Origin of the sequence: Actinoplanes sp. NPDC051513 (assembly GCF_044454685.1) — a bacterium.
Classification (GTDB): Bacteria; Actinomycetota; Actinomycetes; order Mycobacteriales; family Micromonosporaceae; genus Actinoplanes.
The window spans coordinates 745,140-758,021 of the sequence record NZ_JBITDW010000002.1; the positions used below are offsets into that span (position 1 = coordinate 745,140).

The following is a 12,882-nucleotide window of genomic DNA, read 5'->3' on the forward strand; positions in this document are numbered from 1 at the left end:
GCGTGACGGAAACACTGCTGTCCCCGGAAACCCTGTCGCCCGCCGAGGAGGAGGTCGTCGGCGCGTTGCTGGCGGTGAGCCGCGTCTTCGTCGGTGTGGCCGCGCGGTCCCTGAACGAGCTGGACGAGGACGTGACCATCCCGCAGTTCCGCACCCTGGTGGTCCTGGTCTCGCGGGGTCCGCAGCGGGTCGTCGACCTGGCCCAGGAACTCGCGGTGACCTCGTCCACGGCGACGCGGATGTGCAACCGCCTCGTCCGCAAGGGACTGGTGTCGCGAGTTTCGCGCCCGGAGGACCGGCGCGCGGCATGGGTGACCCTCACGGAGCCCGGCCGGGTCCTGGTCGGCGACGTCATGCGCCGCCGCCGCGATCAGGTCTCCGCGCTGGTGGCCGAGCTGTCGCTGACCCGGCCGCTGGCCTTCGCCGCCACCCTCAACGCGCTGGCCGAGGCCGCCGGCGAGCCGACCGACACCGAGTGGCGCCGTCGCTGGAAAGATGCACAACTACACGGATCACCCCGGTGACGGCGGCTCGAAACGCAGTCGTAGCGCGTCCGGGACGTCGGCGCCGGCCCGGACGAAATCCGGCGTGAACAGGCCCGGTTGATAGGCCGGAAAAGCCGGCGCCGGCACGAACAACTCGGTCGGCAGCCGGTCCCGCCGCACGCGCTCGCGTAACCGAACGAGCAAACCCATGTCGCCCCCTCACCTTGGCAGGAACGCTAGGCATCCGGGTGGGCGCGGGCTTCCGCTGATCAGGCGTAGTCGATCACCCGTCCGGAGGGACGTCAGGCGCCCTGGAGGGCGACCCGCAGCCAGTCCTCCACGCCCGCCACGTGGACGGTCGCCCACGAACGGGCCAGTTCGGGTTGGCGGGCGGCGATGGCGTCGAGGATCGCGGCGTGTTGTTCGCGGGTCTTCTCGACGGCGCCGGCCTGGGTCAGGCCGCGCCAGATGCGGGCCCGGGTGGTCGGGCCGGACAGGCTGTCGATCAGCGAGCAGAGCAGGGCGTTGCCGGCGCCGGCGGCTATCCGGTGGTGGAACTCCAGGTCGTTGGCGACCAGCTCGTCGATGCTGGCGTCGTCGGTCAGGCTGGCGAGAACTTTCCGCAGTTCGCTCACGTCGTCGTCGCTCATCCGTTGCGCGGCCAGCGCGGTCGCGGACGGCTCGAGGATGCGCCGGACCTCGAAGAACTCCAGCACCGTGTCGTCGCGGTGGAAATCGACGATGAAGTTCAGCGCGTCGAGCAGGAGCTGCGGCGCCAGGCTGGTCACGTACGTGCCGTCGCCCTGCCGTACGTCGAGCACCCGGATCAGCGACAGCGCTTTCACGGCCTCGCGCAGCGAATTTCGCGAAAGTCCGAGCCGCTCGGCCAGGTCGGCCTCGCGCGGCAGCCGATCGCCGGGCCGCAACTCACCCGCGACGATCATCGCCTTGATCTTCTCGATCGCCTCGTCGGTGACTGCCACGCGCGTTCTCCCTAGTCCCGAGTCAGATGGTAGGTCCGCTCCGCCGTCCCACCGAAGACCATCTCCCGCGCGTCCGCCGGCAAGATCGAAGTCAACACCGAGACCCATTCCGCGTACGGCGTCGCCAGCAGACAAACAGGCCAGTCCGACCCGAACATCAGCCGTTCGGCCCCGAAGAGCCGCAACGCCTCCTCGATGTAGGGGCGCAGATCGTCGGCCGTCCATGTTTTCCAGGAGGCCTCGGTGGCCAGCCCGGAAAGTTTCGCGGTGACGTTGGGGCGCCCGGCCAGCGTGGCTAGGTCGGCCGACCAGGAGGCGAGCCCGCCGTCGCGAATGGCCGGCTTGCCGAGGTGGTCGAGCACGAAACGTACGGACGGCAGGTCCCGCGCGGCCCGTGCGGCCGCCGCGATCTGATCGGCCCGGATGCAGAGGTCGAAGGCCAGACCCGCGTCGCCGATCGCCCGCAGCCCGAGCCGCACGTCGTCGCGGTCGAGATAGCCCGGGTCGTCGATGCCCTGGATCTGCGCCCGGACCCCGACCAGCCGGTCCCCGCCCGGCAGGGCCCGGTACCCCGCGAGAGTCTCCAGGAGAGTGGGGGAAGCCGGATCCGCCCAGGCCACCACCCCCGCGATCTCGGGAGCGTCGGCGAGGTAGCCGAGCAGGAGGCGGGCCTCGCCGGTGTCGCCCCGCCCGCCCTCGACCAGGATCGTGCGGTCGACGCCGTTGGCGGCGAGCTCGGCCCGGAGGTCGGTGGGGGAGAAGGTCCGCCGGATCGGGGTGAGGTTCGGATCGTCGAGCCAGGCGTAGCCCTGGTCGTCCCGCCAGAGGTGGTGATGCGCGTCGACGATCACGAGGTCCCCCCGGCCGCCGGCCCGGACCCGCCTGCCGCCCCGGACGGGACCGGGGCGTCCTCGCGCAGGAGACCCTTGGCCACCAGCTCGGCCCAGAGGTCGCCGGGTGGCGGCGGGGCGGCGGCCAGACCGAAGTTGCGCCGCGCCTGTTCCGGCGTCTGGGTGCCGACGATGATGGACGCGATGGCGGGATGAGCGGCGGCGAAAGCGAGCGCCGCCCCCGGGAGCGAAACCCCGTGGCGTGCGCAGACCTCGGCGATGGCCTGGGCCTTCGCGACCACCGCGGACGGCGCGTCCACGTAGTCGTAGGGGAGCCCCGCGTGCGGACGGTCCACCGCGAGCAGCCCGCTGTTGAAGACCCCCGCGTTGAGCACCGAGATCCCCCGCCGCTCGCAGGCCGGTAGCAGCGAGTCCAACGCCGGTTGCTCGAGCAGCGTGTACCGGCCCGCGACCAGCACGGCGTCGACGTCCGTCTCCGCGGCGAACTGGTCGAGGATCTCGGCCCTGATCGACCCGACCCCGATGGCCCGCACCACCCCTTCGTCCCGCAGGGCGTGCAGCGCCGGATAGGCGCTCTCCAGGGCTTCCTTCGCGTGGTCCTCGGGGTCGTGGATCAGCACGAGGTCGACCCGGTTGAGCCCCAGCCGGTCCAGGCTCTCGGTCAGCGACCGCAAGACCCCCTCCGCGCTGAAATCCCACACCCGGCGGTGGGTCGCCGGCACCACGAAACCCGCCGAGTCCAGCGACGCGGCCGTGGCAGGCGAAGGCTCGAGGAGGCGTCCCACTTTCGTGCTGACCACGAAAGTGTCGCGGGGCCGTCCGCGCAGCGCCGCGCCGAGCCGTCGCTCGGAGAGGCCCAGCCCGTAGTGCGGCGCGGTATCGAAGTACCTGACCCCGGCGTCCCAGGCCGCCGCGACCGTCGCCTCGGCGGTCGCATCGTCGATCGCCGTGTAGAGGTTGCCGAGCTGGGCACACCCCAGGCCGGCCCGGCTCAGCCCGGCGAGCCCCCGGGGGGCCTGGGGGCTCGCCGGGCTTTCGCGCCGGCTCGGAAATGTAGTCACGGCAGCTCCCAGACCAGCGGCAGGCCGTTGTCCTTGCCGGAGTAGTCGTCCTCGACCTCGAGCAGTTCCGCCATCCTTTTCTGCCAGGGCACGTTGGCCGGATGGTCGCGCAGGAACACCCGCATGCGCCGGTAGTCGAGCACCTCGACCACGTGGAACAGATCGAGCCCGTCCCGCCAGATCTCCCACGAGCGCACCCCGGCCTCCCGCAGCGCGCCGTCGAGCGCGGCGGGAATGCCGGCGTGCACCTTCTCGTACTCGTTCTCCATGCCCGGCTTCAGCCGGGTGTGCAGGGCGATGCGCTCCATCAGTACCGTGCCTTCAGTCTTGGGCCTTGCCCGAGGTCAGCCGGGCCAGCACCAGCGCGCCCAGGATGATCGCCCCGTAGATCGCCTGGATCCACTGCGCCGACACCCCGCCCAGCGTCAGGATGTTGTTGATCAGGCCGAGCACCAGCACGCCGCACAACGCTCCGAACAGCGTTCCCTTTCCGCCGTCCAGGCTGATCCCGCCGATCACCGCCGCGGCGAAGACCGTGAAGATCATGCCTTCGCCCTGTGCGGCCGCCACCGACCCGAGCCGTCCGGTCATCAGCAGCCCGGCCAGCGCGGCCAGCAGCCCGCCCACGACGAGCACGATCCAGACCACGCGATCGGTACGGATGCCGGCCGCCCGGGCGGCGTCGACGTTCCCACCGATCGCGTAGACCGCGCGCCCGGCCCGGAGGAAACCGAGCGCCAGGATGCCCGCCGCGAACAGCACCGCGCAGATCCAGATCGACGCCGGCAGTCCCAGCCACGTCGCGTTGCCGAGATAGAGCACCGACGGCGGGATGTCGAAAAGATTCTGCCCGCCGGTCAGCCCGATCTGCAGGCCGCGCAGCACGATCAGCATGCCGAGCGTCACGATGAACGCCGACAGCCGGAACCGCAGGATCAGCAGCCCGTTGAAGGCCCCGATCACCGCGCCGGTCAGCAGGCACAACGGGATCGCCAGGGCGGTCGGCCAGTCGGTGCCCAGCCCGTGCGACGCCGTCGGGATGACCAGCCCGAGCGCGAGCGCCGGCGCGAGACCGATCGTCGACTCGAGCGAGAGGTCGAACTTCCCGGCGATCAGGATGATCGCCTCGGCCAGCACGAGCAGCGAAAGTTCCGTCTGCTGCTGCAGCACGTTGACCAGGTTGGCCTTGCTCAGGAACACCGGATCGATGATCGCCCCGACCAGCAGCAGCACCACGATCGCGGGCACCAGCGCGAGGTCGCGGAAACGTGCGAGCCGCAACCGCGAGCGCGGCTGAGCGGCGCGGGGAGTGGCCAGGCTTTGCGTCTCGCTCACTCTTCAAACTCCCCCTTCAAGCGGCTGAGACCGTACGCCTTCGACGGCGCCGATGAGAGACGCGTCGTCCCAGCCGCGGGCGGCGGCGTGGACGATCCGGCCGTGGAACATGACGAGGACCCGGTCGCAGGCCCGTACGTCGTCGAGCTCGTCGGACACGATCAGCACCCCGGTGCCGGCGGCCGCGGCGTCGGACACCGCGCCCAGCAGAGAAAGTTTCGATCGCACATCGACACCGGCGGTCGGGCTGACCAGGACGAGGGCGCGGGGATCGCTGGCGAGGGCGCGGGCGAGCACCACTTTCTGGGCGTTCCCGCCGGAGAGTCCGCTCACCGGCTGATCCGGTCCGCTGGTGCGGATGTCGTACGCGTCGATCATCTTGACGGCCGCCTGCCGGCGACGGCCCGGCAGCGTCACGCCCGCCGGACCCAGACGGTTGGTGATCGTCATCGTCGCGTTCTCGGCGACGGACAGCAGCGGCACCAGGCCCTCCCGGTGCCGGTCCTGCGGCAGATAGCCCAGGCCGGCGTCGAGCGCGGCCGGCACGCTGCCCGGCCGCGGAACTCGCCCGGCGACGGTGACCGTGCCCGAGTCGGCCCTGAGCAGCCCGGCGATCGTCTGGGCGAGCGCGTTCTTCCCGCTGCTGCCCGAGCCGATGAGCCCGACCATCTCGCCGGCCCGCACCTCCAGGTCCACGTCTTCGTAGCGATCGGCCAGAGAAAGTTTCCGCACGTCGAGGACGACCGGGCCGCCATCGGCGAGACTCCGGCCGGCCGAGGTGACGACCGGCGCGTCCCCGGTCATCGCCCGCACCAGGTCGTCGTGCGGCAGGTCGTCGACCGGCGCGGTGAGCACGTGTTTCGCGTCGCGGAAAACGGTGACGCGCTGGCACACCTCGTACACCTCCTGCAGGTGATGCGAGATGAACAGGAACGTGACCCCGGACGCCCGCAGGTCGCGCATGCGCTCGAAGAGCCGTTCGATCGCCGCGGCGTCGAGCCGCGCCGTCGGCTCGTCGAGGATGATGAATTTCGCGCCGAACGACAGCGCCCGGGCGATCTCGACGAGCTGACCCTGCTCGACCGTGAGGTCGCCCGCGACGGTCGCCGGGTCGATGTCGACGCCGTAGCGGTCGAGCAGGTCACCGGCCCGCCGGCGCAGGCCGCGCCAGTCGATCAGCCCGCGCCGGCTCTGCTGGCGGTTGAGGAACAGGTTCTCGCCGACCGTGAGCGTCGGGATGATGGTGGATTTCTGGTAGACGCAGGCGACTTTCTGCCGCCAGGCGTCCCGATCGGCGGGCGGCGGCGCCGGCTCGCCGTCGAACGTGACCTCCCCGGCGTCGGCCTTCTGCAGGCCGGTCAGGATGGACACGAGCGTCGACTTGCCGGCGCCGTTGCGTCCCACGAGTGCGTGGGTCTCCCCGCTGGTCAGCGCGATGCCCGCGTCGTCGAGGGCGGTTGTCGCGCCGTACCGTTTGGTGATCCCACGCGCCTCGATCGCGGTCATAGCTGGTTGCCCCACAGGGATTTGTCGTCCACGTTGTCCTTGGTCACCAGGGGAGCGGCCAACTGGTCCTCGAGGGTGCCGCTGCCGACGTCGACGATGGTCGAGTCGTGGTCGGTCGGGCCCGGCTGGAAAGTTTTCCCGTCGAGGGCGGCCTTAGCGTAGAAGAGCGCGTACTTCGCGTACAGATCGGCGGGTTGCGAAACTGTCGCGTCGATCTCGCCCTTGCGGATGGCGTCGAACTCCTGCGGGATGCCGTCGTTGGAGACCGCGAAGATGTGCTTCGGGTCGCTCGGCGGCACCAGCAGCCCTTTCGACTTGAGCACCTGCAGCGTCGGCGCCAGGAAGACGCCGCCGGCCTGCATGTAGATGCCCTTGATGTCGGGGTGCTGGGCGAGCCGGGTCTGCAGGGCGGCCGCCGCCTTGGCGCCTTCCCACTCGGTCGGCTCGGCGAAGACCTCGATGCCCGGGAACTTGGTCTTCACGCACTCGGCGAACGCCTCGGACCGGTCCCGTCCGTTGATCGACGAGAGCGATCCCTGGAACTCGATGACCTTGCCCTTGCCGCCGAGCTTCTCGCCCAGGAACTCGCAGGCCTTCTGCCCGTAGGCCCGGTTGTCGGCCCGCACCACCATGAACACCTTGCCCTTGTCGGGGCGGGTGTCGACGGAGACGACCGGGATCTTCTTGGAGTCGAGCGTGGCGAGCGTCGAGGCGATGGCGCCGGTGTCCTGCGGCGCCATCACGATCGCCTTGGCGCCCTGGCTGACCAGGGCCTGGGTGTTGGCGACGAGCTTGGACACGTCGTTCTGGGAGTTGGTGGGCGTCATCATGTTGATGCCCAGCTCGCCCGCGAACTTGGGGACGTATTTCGCGTACGAGTTCCAGAAGTCGGAGTCGGCGCGGGGGAGGTCCACGCCGATCGGGGGGTTGCTGCTGCCGGCGCCCGTCGAGGCGGAGTCGTCTCCACAGGCGGCGGCGGTCGAAAGGATGAGAACGGCGGCGAGCGCCGAACGGAATGCGTACCTCATCGTGGTCCTCGATTCACGTTGAACAGAGGCTGGGATCGGTAACATGCCTGCAATACATCGGATGTTTACCAGTGTTGTGCGCCCGAAATCAAGGGATCGTCGTGAATTTCCGCATCATCCATCCGATGACACGTGCGCGTACGTCGTGAGGGTCTCCGGGCGCATGGTCGAGCCGAACCCGGGGGCCGCCGGGGCGGTGTAGCGGCCGTCGCGGATCACCACGGGATCGACGAAATGTTCGTGCAGGTGATCGACGTACTCGATGATGCGGTTCTCCATCGAGCCCGACACGGCGACGTAGTCGAACATGGACAGGTGCTGCACCAGCTCGCACAGGCCGACGCCGCCGGCGTGCGGGCAGACCGGCACGCCGAACTTGGCCGCCAGCAACAGGATCGCGATGTTCTCGTTGACGCCCGCGACCCGGGCCGCGTCGATCTGCAGGTAGTCGAGGCCGCGGGCCTGCAGGAGCTGCTTGAAGACGATGCGGTTCTGCACGTGCTCGCCGGTCGCGACCCGGATCGGCTCGATCGCGCGGGCGATGGTCGCGTGGCCGAGGATGTCGTCCGGGCTGGTCGGCTCCTCGATCCACCAAGGGTCGTACGGGCTCAGCGCCTTGATCCACTCAATGGCCACGGGAACGTCCCAGCGCTGGTTGGCGTCCACGGCGATCCGGATGTCGGGGCCGCAGACCTCGCGGGCGATCCGCATCCGGCGCATGTCGTCCTCGAGATCGGCGCCGACCTTGAGCTTGATCTGCCGGAAACCGTCGTCGATGGCCTCCTTGCACAGCCGCCGCAACTTTTCGTCGTCGTAGCCGAGCCAGCCCGGTGACGTCGTGTAGGCCGGGTAGCCCACCTTGATCAACTCGGCCTCGCGGGCCGGCCGGCTGTCCGACTTGTCCCGCAGGATGCGGAGCGCGTCGTCCGGCGTCAGCACGTCGGTCAGGTAGCGGAAGTCGACCAGGCCGACGATCTCCTCCGGCGACATCCGGGCCAGCAGCTGCCACAGGGGCAGGCCCGCCCGCTTGGCCGCGAGGTCCCAGAAGGCGTTGATCACGGCGCCGATCGCCATGTGCATGACGCCCTTCTCGGGCCCCAGCCAGCGCAGCTGCGAGTCGTGCACCAGCTCGCGCCACAGGTCGCCGAGGTCGGTGTCGACCGGCCGCCCCACCAGGTAGGGCCTCAGCGCCGCGATCGCCGTCGTCTGCACGTCGTTTCCGCGCCCGATGGTGAACGCGAAACCGTGCCCCTCGTGGCCCGCCGGGTCGTCGGTGCGCAGCACGACGTAGGCCGCCGAATAGTCGGGATCCGGGTTCATGGCGTCGGAGCCGTCGAGCTCCAGCGATGTGGGAAACCGGATGTCGTGCGTCTCGACCGCCGTGATCCGATGACTGTGCCGCTTCGTCCTCGCGCTGCCCGGCATAACGACCTCATCCCGCTCCATACATCCGATGTCTAGCAGCCGGACTCCGCCGAGACAAGACGCGGGGCCACAAAAGCCTCCGCCACACCGGGTACGCCGGGCGGGAGGTCGAGCCGGAGGTGAGGTGGGCCTGGCCGGCCGCATTCCGCGCGGCCCGGTCGCCGGCGTCCTGACCCGCCGGTGCCGGTCGTGCTCGAAAGTTTCTCTCGGCAGGTCTGAATCGCGACCCTAGACTGCGGGGGTGCTTCAGCGAGCGGAAGTCGTCGCCGCTGACATGGCGCGCCAGGCGGTCGCGTCCCTGGTCGGCGCGTTCGGGCCACTCCCGGAGGTCGAGGCCCGCGAAATTCATCGAGGCGCGGTCGTCGTGATGATGCGCATCGTTTTCTTGCGGTTCGCCGAGCGTCGCGGTCTCCTGATCGCGTACGGGACGAGCCGGGTCGCCTCCTGGCGCGACCTGATCGCCGTGTTCGACGCCGTGCACCGTGGCCACGGCGGGTCGCTGTTCGATCCGGCCCGGCTGCCGTGGCTGCCGGCCGAGGTCCCCGGCCATGTCGTGGCGCAGCTGCTGCGGGTCGGTGACCTCCGCGAGGTCGAGGAGATCGGGTACATCTACGAGGGGCTGCTCTCGTTCGAGGGCTGCCGGGCGGACGACGGCTCGGCCCGGGTGGCCGCCTCGGCGCTGCGCCGCACCACCGGGACGCACTACACCCCGCGCGAGCTGGCCGACGAGATCGTCGAACACGCGCTCGCCCCGCTGATCCACGACCCCGGGCCGCTGCGGACCACCGACCCGGCGCGATGGCGCCGCCGTCCCGCCGGCGAGATCTTCGCGCTCAACGTGGCCGACATCGCCATGGGCTCGGGCGCGTTCCTGGTCGCCGCGGCCCGCTACCTCGGCCGCTACGTGCCCGAGAAGCTGGTGGTCGAGCGCTGCCTCTACGGCGCCGACGTCAACCCGATGGCCGTCGAGATGGCGAAACTTTCCCTGTGGCTGGTCGCGGGCGACGAGCAACGCCCCTTCACGTTCCTCGACGACCGCCTGGTCGCCGGCGACTCCCTGCTGGGCATCGCCGGCCTCGCCGAGCTCGGCGGGTCGCCCGCCGACGAGGAGCACGCCGACCTGGTCACCGCCGCCGCCCTGGCCCGTATCAAGCCCGCGGACGTGCGGGGAAAGCGCGACGCGCGGGCCGGCGGGGGCGTGGGCGGCTTCGACCGCCGGCCGCTGCACTGGCCACTGGTGTTTCCCGAGGTGTTCGCGAACGGCGGCTTCGACGCGATCGTCGGCAACCCGCCCTTCCTCGGCGGCAAGCGGATCAGCGGCGCCCACGGCCCCGCCTACCGCAAATACCTCGTCGACGTGGTCGGGCGCGGTGTGAAGGGCAACGCCGACCTCATCGCCTATTTCGCGCTGCGCGCGCACAGCCTGCTCAACGCGACCGGGCAGACCGGGCTGATCGGCACCAACACGCTCGCCCAGGGCGACACCCGCGAGGTCGGCCTCGACCAGTTGGTCGCCCGCGGCGTCACGATCACCCGCGCGGTGAAGAGCCGCCGCTGGCCGTCCCGCTCGGCCGCCCTGCAGTACTGCGTCGCCTGGACCAGCAAGGTGCGCCCGGCCGCGGAGATCCCCGCGATCACGTCCTCGCTCGAGCCCGCGTCGCGCGTCTCCGGCACCCCGAAACGCCTGCGCGGCAGCGCCGGCATCGCGTACATCGGCAACTTCGTCAACGGCATCGGTTTCGTGTTGTCCGACGAGGAGCACGACGCGCTGCTCGCGGCCGAGCCCCGATCGGCCGAGGTGGTCCACCGCTACCTGAACGGCCGCGACTTCAACACCCATCCGGGGCAGGCCGCGAGCCGCTGGATCATCGACTTCCACGGCTGGCCGCTCGAGCGGGCCGCCGCCTACCGGGCCTGCCTCGCCCGGGTCGAGCGCCTGGTCAAGCCGGCCCGCGACGCGCTGCCCGACGCGAAACGCGCCACCCGCGAGAAATGGTGGCAGTACGAGAAACTTGCGCCCGGCCTGCGCGGGGCGATCGCGGATCTCGAGCGGGTCGTCGCGATCACGCTGGTCGGCAAGTCGGTGATGCCGGCGATGGTGCCGACCGGCCAGGTCTTCTCGCACATGCTCGGCGTGTTCGCGACCGAGGACACCGCCATGCTGGCGCTGTTGTCCGGCTCGCACCACTACTCGTGGGCCGCCCGGCGGGCATCGACGCTCGGCACCACGCTGCGCTACACGCCCTCGGACGCCTTCGAGACTTTCCCGCTGCCCGTGCTGACCTCGCGCCTTCGCGAGCTGGGCGCACGGCTCGACCTCGAGCGGCGCGACGTGATGCTGAGCCGCGGCGCGGGCCTCACCGCCACGTACAACCGGGTTTTCGACTCCCGATGCGGGGACGCCGACATCGCGAGGCTGCGGGAACTGCACCGGGAGATAGATTTCGCGGTCGCCGACGCGTACGGGTGGGGTGATCTGCTCCTGGATCACGGCTTCCACGAGAACCGGTACACGGTCGGCCCCGCGGCCCGGCGCGAGATCCTCGACCGGCTGCTCGAGCTCAATCAGTGCCGATAGCGATATCCGCCTATATCGACCGGGTGTTGAACGAGCTTGGCTAACACTGATGAGTTCCAGTTCGCGGCGAACCGCCACCTGTCAAGATCTGCACCGGGCGCGGCAGCCGGGGCGAGGCAGCCGGTCCGCTCAACCAGACCCTCACCCAAACGGGTGTCCAGATGTGTTGCCCGGAACATTTCCGGCAGGCTACGTTGGGAGCGCTCCCATAGACCGTCGTCTCTGGAAGGGATTCCCCATGCCTCCTCTCCCCGCTACCAGGCGCCTGACCATCGCCACCGTCGCCTGCCTCACCGCCGCCACCGGCGTGTGGGTCTCCACCGGCACTGCCAGCGCCGGCACCGTCAGCGGCGCCCTCTACCGCGACCCCAACACGGCCGTCGCCCGCTGGGTCGCCGCCAACCCGGGCGACTCCCGCGTCGGCGTGATCCGCGACAAGGTCGCCAGCCAGCCGGCCTCGCGGTGGCTGTCCTCGTTCAACCTCGGCACCGTCCAGGCCGAGGTTTCCACCTACGTGAGCGCAGCCAACTCGGCCGGCCAGATCCCCGCCCTCACCCTCTACGGCATCCCCAACCGGGACTGCGGCGGCGCGTCCGCCGGCGGCGCCCCCGACCTCGCCACCTATCAGACGTGGATCGGAAACATTTCCCGCGGCCTCGGCGGCAGCACCGTCCTGATCATGCTGGAGCCCGACTCCATCGCCCTGCAGACCTGCCTGAGCGCGAGCGAGAAGACCGCCCGCGACCAGGCCCTGCGCACCGCCACGCAGACGCTCAAGGCGGCCAACGCGAACGCGAAGGTCTACCTCGACGCCGGCCACTCCACGTGGAACAGCGCGGGCGACCAGGCCGGGCGTCTGGTCGCCGCGGGGGTCGCCAACGCCGACGGCTTCTACACGAACGTTTCCAACTTCAACCCCACAAATTCCGAGGCCGCGTACGGGCGGAGCATCCTGTCCTCCCTTTCCGGCCAGGGCGTCAACGGCAAGCGCCAGGTCATCGACACGAGCCGCAACGGTGGCGCGTCCGGCGACTGGTGCGGCGACGACAACACCGACCGGCGGATCGGCCAGTACCCGACGACCAATACCGGCGACGCGAACATCGACGCGTATCTGTGGGTGAAGCCGCCGGGCGAGGCGGACGGCTGCCGTTACGCGGCGGGGTCGTTCCAGCCGGATCTCGCGTACAGCCTGGCCAGCAGCGCACCGAACCCGCCGACCACCCCGCCCACCACCGTCCCGACGACGACACCCACCACACCGCCGACGACCCCGCCCACCACACCGCCGACGACCACGCCCACCACCCCGCCGACGACCGCGCCGGCCGGGGCCTGCTCCGCCACCTACCAGACCGCCAGCGTGTGGCAGGGCGGCTTCCAGGGCATGGTCACGGTCAAGGCCGGCAGCGCCGCGATCACCGGCTGGACGGTCACCTGGCCGCTCGGCTCGGGCCAATCGATCACGCAGATCTGGAACGGTGAGCTCGTCTCCGGCGCGCCCACGGTGACCGTCCGCAATGTTTCGTGGAACGGCGCCCTCGCCTCGAACGCCACCGCGCAGTTCGGGTTCCTGGCCAACGGCACGGCGTCCACGCCGGCCATCACCTGCACGTCCCGCTGACCGAAA

At 70.5% G+C, this 12,882-nt stretch carries 12 protein-coding genes; 3 read left to right on the forward strand and 9 right to left on the reverse strand.

Features of this window, described 5'->3' with window-relative positions; genetic code table 11:
- Positions 1-2 precede the first annotated feature (2 nt).
- Positions 3-524, forward strand: a complete 522-nt coding sequence (locus ACIA5D_RS08745; RefSeq protein ID WP_396029258.1) for a MarR family winged helix-turn-helix transcriptional regulator — start codon at positions 3-5, stop codon at positions 522-524.
- Here ACIA5D_RS08745 and ACIA5D_RS08750 read toward each other — a convergent pair.
- The 9 genes from ACIA5D_RS08750 to ACIA5D_RS08790 form a co-directional block, all read right to left on the reverse strand.
- Entirely contained in the window at positions 513-695 is a 183-nt protein-coding gene (locus ACIA5D_RS08750; protein ID WP_396029259.1) for a hypothetical protein, read from the reverse strand. The genes ACIA5D_RS08745 and ACIA5D_RS08750 overlap by 12 nt on opposite strands.
- Before the next feature lie 92 nt (positions 696-787).
- On the reverse strand, positions 788-1,468 hold the full coding sequence (locus ACIA5D_RS08755) for a FadR/GntR family transcriptional regulator (RefSeq protein ID WP_396029260.1): 681 nt from the start codon (positions 1,466-1,468) through the stop codon (positions 788-790).
- Positions 1,469-1,479: 11 nt separating this feature from the next.
- Positions 1,480-2,319, reverse strand: coding sequence for an amidohydrolase family protein (locus tag ACIA5D_RS08760; protein WP_396029261.1), 840 nt, complete (start codon positions 2,317-2,319; stop codon positions 1,480-1,482).
- Positions 2,316-3,380: an aldo/keto reductase gene (locus ACIA5D_RS08765; protein WP_396029262.1), complete on the reverse strand. Its 1,065-nt coding sequence runs from the start codon at positions 3,378-3,380 to the stop codon at positions 2,316-2,318. The genes ACIA5D_RS08760 and ACIA5D_RS08765 overlap by 4 nt, the downstream gene beginning before the upstream one ends.
- Entirely contained in the window at positions 3,377-3,688 is a 312-nt protein-coding gene (locus ACIA5D_RS08770) for an L-rhamnose mutarotase (protein ID WP_396029263.1), read from the reverse strand. Before ACIA5D_RS08770 ends, ACIA5D_RS08765 begins: the two co-directional genes overlap by 4 nt.
- Positions 3,689-3,701: 13 nt before the next feature.
- Positions 3,702-4,715, reverse strand: coding sequence for an ABC transporter permease (locus tag ACIA5D_RS08775; RefSeq protein ID WP_396029264.1), 1,014 nt, complete (start codon positions 4,713-4,715; stop codon positions 3,702-3,704).
- Positions 4,716-4,718: 3 nt separating this feature from the next.
- Positions 4,719-6,221 carry a sugar ABC transporter ATP-binding protein gene (locus tag ACIA5D_RS08780; protein ID WP_396029265.1) on the reverse strand — a complete coding sequence of 501 codons (1,503 nt, stop codon included), beginning with the start codon at positions 6,219-6,221 and terminating at the stop codon, positions 4,719-4,721.
- Positions 6,218-7,249 carry a sugar ABC transporter substrate-binding protein gene (locus tag ACIA5D_RS08785; RefSeq protein ID WP_396029266.1) on the reverse strand — a complete coding sequence of 344 codons (1,032 nt, stop codon included), beginning with the start codon at positions 7,247-7,249 and terminating at the stop codon, positions 6,218-6,220. The genes ACIA5D_RS08780 and ACIA5D_RS08785 overlap by 4 nt, the downstream gene beginning before the upstream one ends.
- A gap of 114 nt (positions 7,250-7,363) precedes the next feature.
- The gene (locus ACIA5D_RS08790) at positions 7,364-8,674 is read right to left on the reverse strand and encodes an L-fuconate dehydratase (protein ID WP_396029267.1); all 1,311 of its coding nucleotides are present in this window, start codon (positions 8,672-8,674) and stop codon (positions 7,364-7,366) included.
- Between the two features lie 241 nt (positions 8,675-8,915).
- On the opposite strand from ACIA5D_RS08790, the gene ACIA5D_RS08795 reads away from it, so the two are divergent.
- Together ACIA5D_RS08795 and ACIA5D_RS08800 are read left to right on the forward strand one after the other, a co-directional pair.
- Positions 8,916-11,252 (forward strand): Eco57I restriction-modification methylase domain-containing protein, encoded by a 2,337-nt coding sequence (locus tag ACIA5D_RS08795; protein WP_396029268.1) that lies wholly within the window; start codon positions 8,916-8,918, stop codon positions 11,250-11,252.
- 238 nt (positions 11,253-11,490) lie between these two features.
- A complete protein-coding gene (locus ACIA5D_RS08800) occupies positions 11,491-12,876 on the forward strand; it encodes a glycoside hydrolase family 6 protein (protein ID WP_396029269.1) in 1,386 nt (461 codons plus the stop codon).
- Positions 12,877-12,882 lie beyond the last annotated feature (6 nt).